14 protein-coding genes are annotated in these 14,500 nt (G+C 63.0%); 5 read left to right on the forward strand and 9 right to left on the reverse strand.

The window, feature by feature from the left end; genetic code table 11:
- Positions 1-88: 88 nt before the first annotated feature.
- On the forward strand, positions 89-841 hold the full coding sequence (locus P3T20_RS22045) for an IclR family transcriptional regulator domain-containing protein (RefSeq protein WP_074262745.1): 753 nt from the start codon (positions 89-91) through the stop codon (positions 839-841).
- A gap of 112 nt (positions 842-953) precedes the next feature.
- On the opposite strand, the gene P3T20_RS22050 is transcribed toward P3T20_RS22045, so the two are convergent.
- Both P3T20_RS22050 and P3T20_RS22055 read right to left on the reverse strand, forming a co-directional pair.
- Positions 954-1,241: a hypothetical protein gene (locus tag P3T20_RS22050; protein WP_429287802.1), complete on the reverse strand. Its 288-nt coding sequence runs from the start codon at positions 1,239-1,241 to the stop codon at positions 954-956.
- A 101-nt stretch (positions 1,242-1,342) separates the two neighbouring features.
- Entirely contained in the window at positions 1,343-2,089 is a 747-nt protein-coding gene (locus P3T20_RS22055; RefSeq protein WP_429287803.1) for a Mut7-C RNAse domain-containing protein, read from the reverse strand.
- A 95-nt stretch (positions 2,090-2,184) separates the two neighbouring features.
- On the opposite strand from P3T20_RS22055, the gene P3T20_RS22060 reads away from it, so the two are divergent.
- Positions 2,185-3,054, forward strand: a complete 870-nt coding sequence (locus P3T20_RS22060) for an NAD(P)-dependent oxidoreductase (protein WP_429287804.1) — start codon at positions 2,185-2,187, stop codon at positions 3,052-3,054.
- A gap of 115 nt (positions 3,055-3,169) precedes the next feature.
- Entirely contained in the window at positions 3,170-3,805 is a 636-nt protein-coding gene (locus tag P3T20_RS22065; protein ID WP_429287805.1) for a LysE family translocator, read from the forward strand.
- Positions 3,806-4,050: 245 nt separating this feature from the next.
- On the opposite strand, the gene P3T20_RS22070 is transcribed toward P3T20_RS22065, so the two are convergent.
- From P3T20_RS22070 to P3T20_RS22095, 6 genes are all read right to left on the reverse strand, one after another.
- Entirely contained in the window at positions 4,051-4,875 is an 825-nt protein-coding gene (locus tag P3T20_RS22070) for an OmpW/AlkL family protein (RefSeq protein ID WP_074262740.1), read from the reverse strand.
- A gap of 146 nt (positions 4,876-5,021) precedes the next feature.
- The gene (locus tag P3T20_RS22075; protein WP_074262739.1) at positions 5,022-6,239 is read right to left on the reverse strand and encodes a DUF2957 domain-containing protein; all 1,218 of its coding nucleotides are present in this window, start codon (positions 6,237-6,239) and stop codon (positions 5,022-5,024) included.
- A 75-nt stretch (positions 6,240-6,314) separates the two neighbouring features.
- Positions 6,315-7,703, reverse strand: a complete 1,389-nt coding sequence (locus tag P3T20_RS22080; protein ID WP_429287806.1) for a DUF2957 domain-containing protein — start codon at positions 7,701-7,703, stop codon at positions 6,315-6,317.
- Positions 7,704-8,192: 489 nt separating this feature from the next.
- Positions 8,193-9,140, reverse strand: a complete 948-nt coding sequence (argC, locus tag P3T20_RS22085) for an N-acetyl-gamma-glutamyl-phosphate reductase (RefSeq protein ID WP_429287807.1) — start codon at positions 9,138-9,140, stop codon at positions 8,193-8,195.
- Between the two features lie 211 nt (positions 9,141-9,351).
- On the reverse strand, positions 9,352-9,921 hold the full coding sequence (locus P3T20_RS22090) for a flavodoxin family protein (RefSeq protein WP_074262736.1): 570 nt from the start codon (positions 9,919-9,921) through the stop codon (positions 9,352-9,354).
- 136 nt (positions 9,922-10,057) lie between these two features.
- Positions 10,058-10,660 carry a YbhB/YbcL family Raf kinase inhibitor-like protein gene (locus P3T20_RS22095; protein WP_074262735.1) on the reverse strand — a complete coding sequence of 201 codons (603 nt, stop codon included), beginning with the start codon at positions 10,658-10,660 and terminating at the stop codon, positions 10,058-10,060.
- Positions 10,661-11,031: 371 nt separating this feature from the next.
- Here P3T20_RS22095 and P3T20_RS22100 point away from each other — a divergent pair, with 371 nt between their 5' ends.
- Positions 11,032-11,718: a response regulator gene (locus P3T20_RS22100; RefSeq protein WP_074262734.1), complete on the forward strand. Its 687-nt coding sequence runs from the start codon at positions 11,032-11,034 to the stop codon at positions 11,716-11,718.
- A gap of 151 nt (positions 11,719-11,869) precedes the next feature.
- Here P3T20_RS22100 and P3T20_RS22105 read toward each other — a convergent pair whose 3' ends face one another.
- On the reverse strand, positions 11,870-12,556 hold the full coding sequence (locus P3T20_RS22105; RefSeq protein WP_074262733.1) for an orotate phosphoribosyltransferase: 687 nt from the start codon (positions 12,554-12,556) through the stop codon (positions 11,870-11,872).
- A 401-nt stretch (positions 12,557-12,957) separates the two neighbouring features.
- Between P3T20_RS22105 and P3T20_RS22110 the strand changes: the two genes are divergently transcribed.
- Entirely contained in the window at positions 12,958-14,223 is a 1,266-nt protein-coding gene (locus P3T20_RS22110; protein ID WP_074262732.1) for an MFS transporter, read from the forward strand.
- The last annotated feature ends 277 nt before the right edge of the window (positions 14,224-14,500 follow it).

Consider the following 14,500-nt stretch of genomic DNA (forward strand, 5'->3'; position numbering starts at 1 on the left):
CAGCCGTTACTGGATGTCTCGCGCGATAATCGCGCAATCGCGTTGACCTGTTTGCAGGACGGCGCCCGGCGGACATCAGGCGGAAACCATGGATGACAAGGACTGGATCGCCGGCGCGGCCAAAGCGCTGGCGATCATCGAAGCGTTTGACGAGGAACATGCGCGCATGACGCCAACGATGGTCGCAGCGCGCGCGGGCCTGTCGCGAACGGCGGCGCGCCGCTACCTGCTGACGCTGCGCGAACTCGGCTACGTGGATACCGACGGCAAGCTGTTCTGGCTTGCGCCGCGCGTGCTGCGCCTCGGTCAATCCTATCTGGACTCGGCGCGCTTGCCGCGCACCGTGCAGCCGTTCCTGCAGCGGATCACGGCGACGCTGCAGGAAACCGCGCTGGTCGCGATTCTCGACGAACACGATGTGGTCTACGTGGCCCGTAATGGCGTGAACCGGGCGATGGCGGTCGGCTTCGTGCTGGGGTCGCGGGCGGCGGCGCCGTTGTCGTCGGCGGGCCTGGTGCTGCTCGCGTTTCAGACGCCGGAGGTCATCGAACGATGGCTCGCGTCGTACGAAATCAAGGTTTTCACGCCACAAACCTACTCCACCATCGAGCAGCTTCGCGAGGTGCTGGGCGAGGTGCGCCGCAACGGCTACGTCGTCACGGATCAACAGCTCGAGCTGGGTATGCGCGGAGTCGCGGTGCCGTTGCGCGACCGGCACGGCTCGGTGGTGGCGGCGATCAGCGTCAGCATGCCGATCGGCCAGGAGTCGGCCAATGCCGCTTTGCATCGGGTCTTGCCGACGCTCCAGGAAACCGCCAGCCTGCTACGCAACCTGGTTTAGGTAGCGGCATGAACGGGCGTTTTTCAGGGATGTCGCGGATCTTGTCCTGCGCGGTTCAGTTGCTGAAATGAAATGAACTGAACTGAACTCAGCGCAGCAGACCGGTGAGATTTTACGACGCGTCTGCTGGCAGACCGCGGCGGATCACTTCGGTCAGGAGGCCCGTCATGCCTTCCGGATGCGTAGCTGCGCGTTCCTTCAGTTGCTCGACGAGTTCCGCGTTGAGCTTGCACGCAAAAGGCACGAGTCCCTGCGCCTGGTCGAGCTTGCGTTGTTCGCGGCGATCGAGCACGGGCGTAGCGGCGGAGCCTTTGTCGAAGCGGTCGGCGGTCGCCAGCTTCATGGAATTGGTCAGTTTGAGGGCCTTGTTCTTCTCAAGGTCGGTTTTTTTCATCGGCATTCGGAAAGCCTCAGCAGGGTAGGGAATCCCGCATTGTACGCATCCGCGCTGGCCTGCCAGCCGGACACGGGTTCCAGCGGAGTCGAACGTCGTGGGTCAGCTCAGGCGCGCTCATTCGCCATGCTGTCCATTAACGCTCGCATGCGCTGCCAATGAGTGCCCTCCCAGAACACGCGCCGGCATACGTCGCAGGTGACGAACTGGCTGTGGCGTTCGAGCACGCCTTCGGGCGCGCGGCCTGCCACCTCATCTTTGGGAATACGCCGCAGCGGAACGTTGCAGGTCAGGCACAAGCGAAACGGACGGGCGCTGCCGGCCAGATCGAGCCGGTCGAAAATCTCGCGCAATTGCGCCTTGGGTTTGAGCGTGCGGACATAGCAGCCGTGGGTGATCGTGCGCCGCTTGAGCAATTCGCGGTCACGGGTCAGCACGATGCGCTGTTCGGCGGCGGCCAGCACTTCGATGTCGGCGTCGGGGTAGTGGTTGTCGTAGAGCGTGTCGAAGCCGGCTAGCCGCAGCAGTTGCGCGAGGCCGCCGAGGTGAGCATCGGCGATAAAGCGCGTCACACGCAATGGGTGTTCGCGCACGCGCAGCAGCGGCTGGATGTCGAGTGCCTCGAACTTCGGATAAACCGCCACGCGGTCGCCGTCCGCCAGCTGACGCTCGAAGCCAACCGATTCGCCGTTCACCAGGATCAATTCGACTTCCGTATGCGGCACACCGAGCGCTTCGATCATGTGCTTGGCCGTGGCGGCATCCGCGCAGGCGCAACTGAACGCGCGCCGGCGCAGCGGCCGGGCGAGGAAGTCGTTCAGCTCCTCATAGAAGCGGAATGTCGCGGTGACCATCGCGTCAGTATGGCACCGGGGGGGCATTGCGCGCTGGCTGCACGTCTCGCGGCGCTGTGCTCTACTTTCACCTCTTCGAGAGAGTGGAGCGAGAGATGGACATCGGTTTTATCGGTCTCGGCGAGATGGGCGTCGCCATGGTGCGCAACATGCTGAAAGCGGGTCACACGGTGCGGGTCTGGAACCGTTCGCCGGAGCGCGCGCAACCGCTGGTCGCGGAGGGTGCGGCGGTGGTCGGTTCGCCCGCCGAGGCATTTACCGGCGACGCCGTGTTTTCGATGCTCGCCGACGATACGGCGCTGCGCGAGGTGATCGACGCGACGTTGCTGGAACACGCGCCGCGCGGGCTGATTCACGTGAACATGGCGACGATTTCCGTGGCGCTGGCTGAAGAGCTGGCTCATGCCCATGCAACGCGTGGACTGCACTATGTCGCCGCGCCCGTACTGGGACGCCCCGACGTGGCGGCGGCAGGCAAGCTGACCATCGTCGCGGGTGGCCCGGCTGAAGCGATCGAGCGTGTGCAGCCGGTGCTCGACGTGATTGGCCAGAAGACCTGGCGCATCGGTTCGCAGCCACAACAGGCGAACGTCATGAAGCTCGCTGCCAATTTCATGCTCGCCTCGGCGGTCGAAACGCTCGGCGAGGCGGCGAGCCTCGTCACAGCGCACGGCGTGGCGATGCAGGATTTTCTCGACGTGATCACCGCGGGCCTGTTCACGGGCCCGGTCTATCAGGGCTACGGCAAGCTGATTGCGGAGCGGCGCTATGAGCCGGCGCTGTTCAAGGCGCGTCTTGGACTGAAGGACGTGCGTCTGGCGCTGGCCGCCGCCGATGCGGTATCGACGCCAATGCCGGTGGGGAGTCTGGTGCGCGATAACCTGATCGATGCCATCGCGCACGGTGACGGTGAGAAGGACTTCGCGGTGCTGGGAGAGGTGTCGGCCCGCCGCGCCGGGCGCTGAGCGCGCGAAGCGGGCGTAGTAACGCGGTCGCAACGGAAGTCCCCTGCACCTTGCGGCCGCAGGGGCAGGCATAATGCCTGTCCCGCTGATTTTTTACCGTGCCATTCATTCATTCATGAACCTGCATACCTGGTGTCTGTACGTTGCCACCGTCTTCGTCGTTTCCGCCATTCCCGGTCCGAACATGCTGCTCGTCATGACACATGGCGCACAGCACGGGCTGCGCCGCTCGGGTGCGACGATGGCCGGTTGTCTGTCGGCGCTCGTTTTGATGCTGTCGGTCTCGGCGGCGGGACTGGGCGTGTTCCTCGAAGCGTGGCCAGCCATGTTCAACGCGCTGCGGATGATTGGCGCGGCCTACCTGGTCTATCTCGGCATCAAGGCCTGGCGGGCCCCTGCCGACGAGGGCGTGGCTCACCGCGCAGATGAACTCGCCGCGAAACCGGCGCGTTCGCGTTTTGCGTTGTTCCGCAACGGCTTTCTGGTGGCGGGCAGCAATCCGAAGGCGATTCTGTTCGCCGCGGCTTTGCTGCCGCAGTTCATCGACGCCAGCCGCCCGACGCTTCCGCAATTCGGCGTTCTGGTTGCCACTTTCGCGGTGATCGAGGTGAGCTGGTATCTGGTCTACGCAGGCTTTGGCACCCACATCGGCGCGCGGCTGAAGAGCCGCAACGTGGCGCGGGCGTTCAACCGTCTGACGGGCGGCGTGTTCGTGGGCTTCGGCGCGATGATGGCGCTGGTGCGCCGCTAGGAGGGACTTCGTACGGACTGGCAGGGTGTGGCAGGGGCGTCGCCGTAGCTACCGGGATTTCGTGCGATGTTGCATAAACGCAACATCGAGGGTCAACCCTAATTCCGATGTTGCGTCGCACCAAACGCTTTGCTATGATTTGCCTTGTCTCCTCCATGTCTCCTCTGATATGGATTCAGCCCGCCCACGTAGGCGGGCTTTTTTTCGTCCTGCGTTTTGGTGCAGCGGCGTTTCCTCCGTGCCAACTAGAACTTATACGAAACGGCGAGGAACGAGATGATTGGATCTGCCTTCAGCGTGGCCCGGCTTACCGCGAGTTCGGTGCCGTCGGCTGCCTTGACGATCACCGACGAGGTCGTCTTCAGCGGGATGTATGTGATCGAAGCCAGCAGTCCCCAGTGATCCGTGATGTTGTACTCTGCGCCCGCATTGAACACCGGTTGCCATGACGACGACGCCTTGGCCGACACCTGCGTAGTCCCCGGCTTGCCGGCGCCCGCGGCGAGCACCGAGCCAAGGTTGTTCTGCGTCGAGGTGACGAAGTTCGGATTCAACTGAATGTCCGAGAACCAGTTGTAGGACACCCCGAGACCGAGGAACGGCCGGAACTTCGAGGTGGGCTGGCCGAAGTAGTACTGCAGGATCGCCGCCGGACTCCATTGGCGCACACTCTTGATGATCGGATTGCTCGACGGGTCTCCCAGATTCTGACTGCCAAGTGCGCCGGCCGGCCCCGGCGGCTTGATCGTGCCCTGACCGTAAACCTTGAATACCGGCGGCACGCCCGCGACCGACGACAGCGCAATATGGTCCGTGAAGAAGTGGGTAATCACAAGACCGGCTGTGTTCGCGTTGTTGGTCGACAGACCGGTGCCGCCCGAAGTGAACGAGTTCGGCAGACGCAGCGGCGTGTTGATCGGCGTCGGTGCGACATTGGTCGTGAGCGCCGAACTGGAGTCCTTCGGCGCCACGTGGAACCAGCCGAGCACGGCGACGTTGTCGCCTGCCTGCTGGGCGTGGGCACTAAGCGAGAGGCACGCGGTCAGCGCCGCGATGAGCATTCTTTTCATGACGTTCCTCCTGAGCGGGCGCTCCTGCTACGCGCGGCGGCGGGGTGGGTTTCCCGCGTGGTCGTCGCGTTCCGGACGGACCCCGGCTGCGGCTGCAGCCGGGGAGCGGTCGCCTCGTTACGTGGTGACAGTGCTCACTGCGTCCATCACTGGACGAATGCGCCGATCGTGAAGTAAGGCGACGCTGGCGTCGTCAGGTCGAGGTAGCCGAACACGCCACCCGTGAAGATCATCTTTCCGGTCGGCGTGGTGCCCGTCGATGCGCCGACCTGGGTCGTCGTCACCTCGCCAGGAATCGCCTCGGTGAAGTCGAGATTGAGCGCGGTTGCGAGCGACGCCTGCGACGCATTGAACGGATCGAGCAACGTGGCCTGGGTGCCTTCGAGTGCCGTGGTGCGGTAGTCGAACTGGCTGTCCACGCCGATGTACTCACCGTTCTGCGAGTTCACCGCGACCGCGGTTTGCGGCGCGAGAATCGAAATGCCGGATTCGTCGTCCGCCAGCAAGGCCGCCGGATTGGCGACGCCGGTGCGCACGAGGATCGGCACGAGCTGGCCGCGCAGCTGGCCGACGATCATGAAGCCCTTGGCCTGCGGCGTGGTGGCGAGCGTGGCTTTCGCCTGGCCCTGGAAGTTGTCGGTTTCGAACGCTCCGCTACCGTCGGCCGACTGTACGAGGTTGGTCCCGGGTTGCTCGCACTTGCCGGCATTGACGCCGGAGTTGTCGCACTCAGTCCACGTGCCGTCGGCGTTGATCGTGATCTTTGCGTCCACCGAGACCGGCAGGAAGTCCTGCGAGGGAACCTGGTGGTAGCCCAGCTGGTTATACGTGCCGGCGAGGCTCGCGATGTTCGTTTCAATCGACGAAAAGCCGATGAACGGGTAGTACGGGAACGTCGTATCGGGCACGGCGCCTACGCCGAGCACACCGGCAAACTGGATCTGCGCGCCGGGGATCGTGCCGCCTGCCACGCCTTCGCCGACGAAGATACGGGCCGGTCGGGTCGGGTCGAGGCTCGCGCCGTTCAGCTGATAGGCGCACTGGTTGAGCTTGGCGGTCGGCAATTGCGTGACCGGAGTCAACGTGCCGCTGGCGGTCGTGCCTGCCCGCGTCGGGGTGACGGTGCCCGTGGTTTGCGGAATTGGCGACTCGATGTAGCTGATCTGCCAGGTCATCTTGGTCGTATCGAGCTGCAGCTTGACCAGTTCGCCGTCGCCGCCGCCTCCGGTGTACACCGTGTTGTAGTCAAGCGTGGTGGGACACAGCGCTGTGACCACCGGCGCCGGCGAGCTGCCGCCGCCACCGCCGCACGCCGTTACCAACGGCGCTGTCAATGCCAGTGCCGCAAGGATTTTCCATTTCATACTGCCCCCTCCTGAATGTTCTCGTTTTCGATGGCCGGCTCCCTGTCCGGCCATCCCCTCGATCTGATCGTCTCGTTACTTGTTGACGTTGGCGCCGACGCCGAAGTACGGCGTTTCCGCTGTACCCGAAATGGCCGAAGTCGATGCCACGCCGTTGTTTTCCTCACCCTGGATAAGGATGGCGTACAGGCCGCCCGCAGCGATCGCGTAGCCGGTAGCGCTGCCGCCGCTGGTCGTCGTGGCGGTGACATTGACCAGCCCCGGACTTGCCGCGACACCGTAGGTCAGGGCGAATCCATCTTCGGCGCTCGAGGTTGCCGGATTGACGAAGGTGCCCGTAGCGCCGTTGATGAGCGTCGCGGTGTAGTTGAAGTTCGAATCCGCGCCGACATAACCGCCGTCGAAGCCGCCCGAGGCGAGCGCCGTGGCCGGAGCGAGCATGGCGATGCCGGACTCGTCGTCGACCGCCAACGACAGGAGGTTGGTATTGACGTTGCCGGTGCGCACCACGAGCGGGATGGTTGCCCCGTTCAACTGGCCGAGGATCATGTGCGCGACGCCCGATTTGCCGGTCGGTATCGTCTGCGCAATGATCTGCGGAGCCTCGGTGCTATCGAGATAGCCGTTGGCGTCGACCGTGTATGGGTTACCCGTCGTGAGGCAGCCGCCCGTATTGGGCGAGAAGCCGGTGGTGCTTTGGGTGGACGTGCAGGTGCCGGTCGCATCGAAGGTTTCGATGGTGTTCGTGCCCACGGTTGCATAGTTGCCCGAATTACCAGAAGGCGTCAGGTGATAGAGGAGGCCGTTGTAGGTGCCCGGCAGCTTCGTGATATCCGTGGTCGTGCTGGCGAAGCCGAGGAACGGATAAAAGTCGAAATGACGGTTATCCACCGCGCCGAGGCCCAATATGCCGGCGAACTGGATCGTGGCGCCCGGAATACCGCCGCCTGCCACACCCTGGCCAATGAAGATCGTCGGCGGATTGGCGGTGTTGAAGTCAGCGGTGGTGTTGTAGGTACCGTTGGGTCCAGAGCCCGTGCCCGGCTCGAGGATGAACGCGCAGCGTATCTGCTCGGCAGTCGGCAAGGCGCCGGTAGGCGGATGCGCCACCGAGCCTGTGATCTTCACACCCACGCGGGTCGGGGTCACGTTGCCCGTCGCAAGCGGAATGGGGGATTCGAGCCACGACAGCGTGTAGGTCATCGCCGTCGCGTTGATGTTCAGACTCACCACTTCGCCGCTGCCGGCGCCGCCCAAATACGTTGTATTGCCGATATCGGCGGTCGCAGGACAGAGCGAAGCGACCGTGCCCTGCGGCGGCGGCCCTTGCGTGGGACAGCTCGATCCGGAACATTGCGGCGTGTTGATCGCTGCGGGATTGCTGGCGTTGCCGCCACCACACCCGACCACCAGGCAGGCGGTCAAAATAGCCAGTACAAGGCCTCTAATTATGGCGTACGACATGCTGCTGTCTCCCTTTCGTGTAATTGTGCGAAGTAATTTCGCTGCGCGTTTAAGGGCTGTCAATTGACTGAACCGTCTAAAAAGGTCGATTCAAACAGCCTCTAAAACGCGCGACTCTTGCCACCGTGAGGTTTGCGAGCCTTTTAAACAAAAAACGAATTTTCGGATGCAGCAGCTGAAGCGTTGCTTTGCAGCACACGCTTGCCTGTCAGGGCTTTGGGCAAAAAGGCTCTATCATCTGCGAACGACCGTTCGTGGAAAAATCGGGTGTTTCCCTAGGCGGCAATCTATGCAGATTAATTCGCTGTTCTGCACGATTTACCGATCCATGTATAACGGCCGGATTTGGTTCGAAAGTAATTGGGAGTAGTACCGATTACTCGCAAGCGATTTGAAATATTCAAGCGGGGATTTAAAACGCAAAAGGCCGGTTTATAAAACCGGCCTTTTGGCTTGAATGGCGTGGAAGCGCCGTCGGGAAAGAAGCGCTTAGTGTTTCAATCCGCTGTCTTCGGCGGTGCCGATCGCGAGGTTCATGCACTGGATGGCTGCGCCCGATGCGCCCTTGCCCAGATTGTCCAGACGCGCGACGGTGACGAAGCGTTCTTCATTGCCAAACACGAACAGGTCGACGCGATTGGTGTCGTTGTTGGCCTGCACGTCGAAGAAGCCACCGTCGAGGTTCGCTTCGGCGTCGAACGGAGCGACGCGCACGAATGCTTCGCCTGCGTAGTATTCGCTGAAGAGCGCGACCACATCTTGCGGCGTGGCTTTCTTCGCCAACTGGCTGGGCGAGAAGAAGGTGGTGACCGCCAGACCCTTGTAGAACTCGCCGACGATCGGCGTGAATACCGGTGCCGACTTCAGACCCGTATGCGCTGCCATCTCCGGCAGATGCTTGTGCGTCAGACCGAGCGCGTAAGGGCGCGGGCTCTTCAGCCGGTCGTTGCCGCCGGCTTCGTAGTCGGCAATCATCTTTTTGCCGCCGCCGCTGTAGCCGGTGATCGAATAGCTGTGCGCCGCGAACTCCGGCGCGACCACGCCCGCTTCGACGAGCGGGCGCATGGCCAGCACGAACGCCGATGCGTGGCAGCCCGGCACGGCAATGCGTTTGGCCGTGCGCAGCCGTTCGCGTTGCGAGCGCGCTAGCTCCGGCAGGCCGTAAGCCCAGTCCGCGCTGGTGCGAAACGCCGTGCTCGCGTCGATCAGCACGGTGTGGTCGTTCGCGACGAGCGAAGCCGATTCGCGCGAGGCCACATCGGGCAGGCACAGGAACGTGACATCCGACGCGTTGATGAGACGACGACGCTCCTCGATGTCCTTGCGCTTCGCTTCTTCGATACGCAGGATCTCTACGTCGGCGCGTTGCGACAGGTATTCGAAAATCTTCAGGCCGGTCGTGCCTTCCTGTCCGTCGACAAATACTTTCGTGCTCATCTCACTCTCACTGGCTTACGGGAAAACGGCGGGGAAAACGGTGGCGCTGAGTTGCGCCGGAACGCTATTTTAAGACCTGACGACGGCACGCGTGCGCAAACATCGTCGAAAAACGACGTTGCGCCGTGCAAATGACATTGAGATGACGGTTTTATGCGGCAGATGCAATCCGTTGACGGGGGATTCGCACCCGCCGCGGACCGGGAGACGTCTACTTCGCGGCACTCCAGCGCGCCGTCACGGCTGCGACCCGCGCGCCGAATGCCTTGGCCGTTTCAAGGTCGCCTGGCGGCGGGGCTTCTTCCGGCGTGGCATCCGCCGGCGATTGCGTGAGCAGACCCGTAGAGCCGCCGACGTAGTTCAGGTCGTCGCGCGTCGCCGCCTTGGTGTTGGCCGGCATCATGCCGGTGCCCGCCCAGATCATGCTGTGCTGCATCGCCAGCGTGACGAAGTACTGGATGGTCGAGAACTTGTCGCCGTTCATCGTCGCAGAGTTGGTGAAGCCAGCGGCGATCTTGTCTTTCCACTTCTGGCCGAACCACACCTTCGAGCTGGCGTCGGCGAATTTCTTGAAGTCGGCCGATGGGCCGCCCATGTAGGTCGGCGCGCCGAAAATGATGGCGTCGGCGGCGTCGAGTTCGGCCCAGCCGGCATCGTCGACATCGCCCACTGCGAGCAGTCTGGCGTCGGCGCCGGCCGCGAGCGCGCCGGCGAGCACAGCCTCGGCGGCTTTCTTCGTATGGCCATATCCGCTGTGATAAACGATGACGATCTTCGGCATGAGATGCTCCAGGAAAGTTGAAGGGAGGACGAGGACGAGCGGTGCGGGCGCGCGGCGGCGGGTTTGGCCGCGGCGATACTGCGCCATCCGCCGGACCTGGGTAACCGCAACGCCGCGGCCTTTGCGGGCGCGTCTTTTAGCGCCCGTAGTTCACCACCATTTTTGCACTACCGATCGTTGCAGTGCCGATCTCGTGGTCGAACATGAACGCCGGGCGGCCCTGGGCGAGCCGCAGATCGGTCGTGTTGAGCGCATACACGGTGATCACATAGCGATGCGGCTTGCCGGCCGGCGGACACGGGCCGCCATAGCCGTCGATCTCGAAGTCGTTGCGTGCCTCGACGGCGCCAAGCTTCTTTATGTAGCCTGACGCGCTCGCATTCTCAGGCAAGCGGTCGATATTCGCAGGGATCTCCGCGACGGCCCAGTGCCACCAGCCGGGACCGGGTGCATCGGGATCGAAGATAGTGACGGCAAAGCTGCGCGTGCCTGCAGGCGCATCGTGCCACGATAACTGCGGCGAGCGGTTCGCACCCTTGCAGTCGTCCTGATCGAAAACCTGGGCGGTGTCGACCGTGCCGCCATCGCGGAAATTGGTACTGGTCAACGTAAAGGGCCCGTCCGCGAGCGCACGCGGCCCATGCGCGACGGCAAGCGCGAGACTGAGCGTCGCAATGGCAAAAGACGACGATCTGGAGCGGGGCGAAGCAAGCGAAACGACCAGGCAACGCGAATGCATGTGCCTATTCTCCTTTGTCGACCGGCGCCTGCGCTTTAGCTGTCAACCAGAGTTCGCGCTTTTAGCGCGGTACTCCGGTCCCATGCAGCGCAGTTACGCCGGTCCCATGCAGCCAGGGGTGTGAGCGTCCATCCTCAGGATCATTATTGTCCCTATTTTGTGTTCCGCGGTCGAATCAAGATTAACATTTGGTTGAGCGGGGGCCTTGTAGCGCCCGTTCTGACAGGCCGCGGACAGGTGAAATCAGCTATAGTCAGCGGAATTGCGCCCGTGGGCCGGCAACGCAAGGGAAGTCACGAATTTAGAACCTGGAATTTAGAATGATGCATGGCTGAAGTTTCGGAGAGCGTGCTATCAAGCGAAGGAGAGCCATGCCAGAACCAGTCAGAGTCGTTGTAGCCGATGATCACCCAGTGATTTTGTTCGGCGCAGAGCAAGCGCTGCTTAAATTCCCCGGCATCGAAGTTGTTGCACGCGCGCGCCAGTCAACGGAACTCATGAAGATTCTGCAGACCGTTCCCTGCGACGTGCTCGTGACCGATCTCGCCATGCCCGGTGGGCAGTACGGTGACGGTCTTCCGCTGATCGGTTACTTGCGCCGCAATTTTCCCAATCTGCCTATCGTTGTCCTGACGATGCTCGAGAACGCCGCGCTGCTCAAGCGCCTCAGCGAACTCGGCGTGACCTCGGTCGTCAACAAGGCGGACGATCTGAGCCATATCGGGCTCGCGGTCCAGCACGTCAGCCGCCATCTCGAATACATGAGTCCATCGGTCAAGGCCTCGCTCGAGACACTGCGCATGAACGCCGGCGGCAAGACCGACGAGGTGATGCTGTCGAAGCGCGAACTGGAAGTGGTGCGGCTGTTCGTGTCCGGGATGACGATCAAGGAAATCTCGGAGCAGTTGAACCGCAGCATCAAGACCATCAGCACGCAGAAGAACACCGCGATGCGCAAACTCGGTCTCGAACGCGATTCCGAACTGTTTCAGTACGCGCAGAGCAACGGTCTGGCGAATCTGTCGTCGGGGACCGCGGGGGAACTGAGCGATCAGTGATCGCGTTGCCTGACGTGTTCCTGCGAGCGGCATAAAAAAAGCTGCCTGTCGGAAAGACAGGCAGCTTTTTTTGCATCCACCAGCGGCGTGGGTTAGGACCAGAGCGCGTAGCGGCGGTCCCGTCCCGGGCTACGTACTTGAAACCTGGTGCTTACTGCGGCGACGCGGTCGCGCCGCCGTGCGCGGCCGACCACTCAGCCGGCGCGTGCAGGAATTTTTCCACTTCGTCGAGCGTCTTCGTGTCGAAGTAGCCTTTTTCCTTGGCGATGCGCAGGACGTCCCACCAGGTGGCAAGCGCGTGCAGATCGACGTCGATGTCTTTCAGCACCGACACGCTTTCCTTGAAGATGTTGTAGTGGAACAGTACGAAGCAGTGGTTCACCGTCGCGCCCGCGGTGCGCAGCGCGTTGATGAAGTTGATCTTGCTGCGGCTGTCGGTGGTCAGGTCTTCCACCAGCAGCACGCGCTGGCCTTCGGTCAGCAGACCTTCGATCTGTGCGTTGCGGCCGAAACCCTTTGGCTTCTTGCGCACGTATTGCATTGGCACCATCAGGCGGTCGGACAGCCAGGCCGCGAACGGGATGCCGGCGGTTTCGCCACCGGCGACCGCGTCGATCTGCTCGTAGCCGACGTCGCGCAGGATGGTGGCTTCGGCCATTTCCATCAGGCCGCGGCGCACGCGCGGATACGAGATCAGCTTGCGGCAGTCGATATACACCGGGCTCGCCCAGCCGGACGTGAAGATGTACGGTTTTTCCGCGTTGAAGTGAACTGCTTGCACTTCCAGCAGCATCTTGGCGGTCGTGTCGGAGATCGTCTGGCGATCGAAGCCTGTCATGGGCGGATCCTTGGTGTGAGCGAGAGGGCGCGGGCGCATTGGCCCGGTGGCGCAGCAAGCGGAGTGTTCCGCGCCTGATGGGCGGAATACGTAGCCGGTCAGTGGAGTGCAGGCCGGTTTTGCTACGCGCGTAGGCCGACATTTTACCCGATTCGGACACGTCCGAGGAGCCGGTCGTGCGTGAAAACCCGTAAAGACAGCGATAGCAGCGGCAAGCGGAAGCGGCGAGACGACGCTTTTGGGTGGGGAAGGGTGCTCCGATGGTCGCGTCGCCGCGTGTCGCGCGGCGGTCTTTTTGGCTTGCTTGTGGCCCGGGCAAGCGCCGATTACACTCACGCGAATTTTCACGGACGGGCGGCGCCGATCTCCTCTGCGTGGCCGTGCCCTACGGGATGCTTTCGATGACAGTCGCCTCTTCTTCCACCCCCACCCGCGCGGCCGCGCAACGTGGCTATGCCGGCCGGGCGCTGCTCGCAGCAGTGCTCGGTTACGCGATGGACGGTTTCGATCTGTTGATCCTCGGCTTCATGTTGCCGGTGATCGCCCTCGACCTTCACCTCTCGTCCACTCAGGCCGGCTCGCTTGTCACGTGGACGCTGATCGGTGCCGTGGCGGGCGGCGTTCTCTTCGGCGTGTTGAGCGACTATTTCGGCCGGGTGCGGATGCTCACGTGGACCATCCTGATCTTCGCCGTCTTCACCGGCCTGTGCGCGCTGGCGCAAGGCTACGCGGATCTGCTGGCTTACCGGACCATCGCCGGGCTCGGACTCGGCGGCGAGTTCGGCATTGGCATGACGCTGGTCGCCGAGGCGTGGCCCGCGGCGCAGCGAGCGCGAGTGTCGTCGTATGTGGGGTTGGGCTGGCAACTCGGCGTGCTGGCCGCGGCGCTGCTGACGCCGTTGCTGTTGCCGGTCATCGGCTGGCGCGGCATGTTTGCGCTGGGACTGGCGCCCGCCGTGGTGTCGTTCGTGGTGCGGCGGCGCGTCGAGGAACCGGCGTTGTTCGTCGAACGTGCCGAGCAAGCGCGGCAAGTAGCTCGCGCGGGGCAACGGACCACGTCGCGCAAGCTGCCATTGCGGCTCCTGATCGCCGACGCTCGCACCACGTGCGCGAGCGTTGGCGTTGTGATCCTTTGCTCTGTGCAGAATTTCGGTTACTACGGTCTGATGATCTGGTTGCCGAGCTACCTGTCGAAGACCTTCGGCTATTCGCTGACCAAATCCGGTTTGTGGACTTCCGCGACGGTGCTCGGCATGGCGCTCGGCATCTGGCTCTTCGGCATCGCGGCTGACCGCTTCGGACGCAAGCCGACCTTCCTGTTTTACCAGGCCGGCGCAGTCGTGATGGTATTCGTCTATGCGCACCTCAGCACGCCGTTCGCGCTGCTGATCGGCGGTGCGGTGATGGGGGTGTTCGTCAACGGCATGATCGGCGGCTACGGTGCGCTGATTTCCGAGTTGTATCCCACCGAGGCGCGAGCCACTGCGCAAAACGTGCTGTTCAATATCGGGCGAGCCGTCGGTGGATTTGGGCCGGTCGTGGTCGGAGCGCTGGCTGCGCGCTACTCGTTCGGCGCGGCTCTAGGGTTGCTCGCTTCAATCTATCTGCTCGATATTCTCGCGACGCTGTTCCTGATTCCCGAACGTCGCGGCGCCGCGCTCGAATGACTCGCGGCACGCTCTTCGCAAAGTCCTGCCGAGGCGGCGGGACGCCTCCATATCGATGACGCGCCGCAACATTCCAGGTCCTTGTTTCGCCCGTGGTTACCGGCGGTAAACGCTACTCGTCACGACTCATGCGGGGTGTACACTAACTCCCCCGCAAAAGCTCTGCACCGTCTTGCTAACCGCTCAGGTTCGACGTTGCGCCTAACCGGCGCAAGCGAGAACCGCTGCAGTCGATTACCCATTCGATCCATGCGAGCGAGGCACACGGCGCACTGAG

The sequence above is a fragment of the Paraburkholderia sp. GAS206C genome, assembly GCF_050435645.1.
Taxonomy (GTDB): Bacteria; Pseudomonadota; Gammaproteobacteria; order Burkholderiales; family Burkholderiaceae; genus Paraburkholderia; species Paraburkholderia phenazinium_B.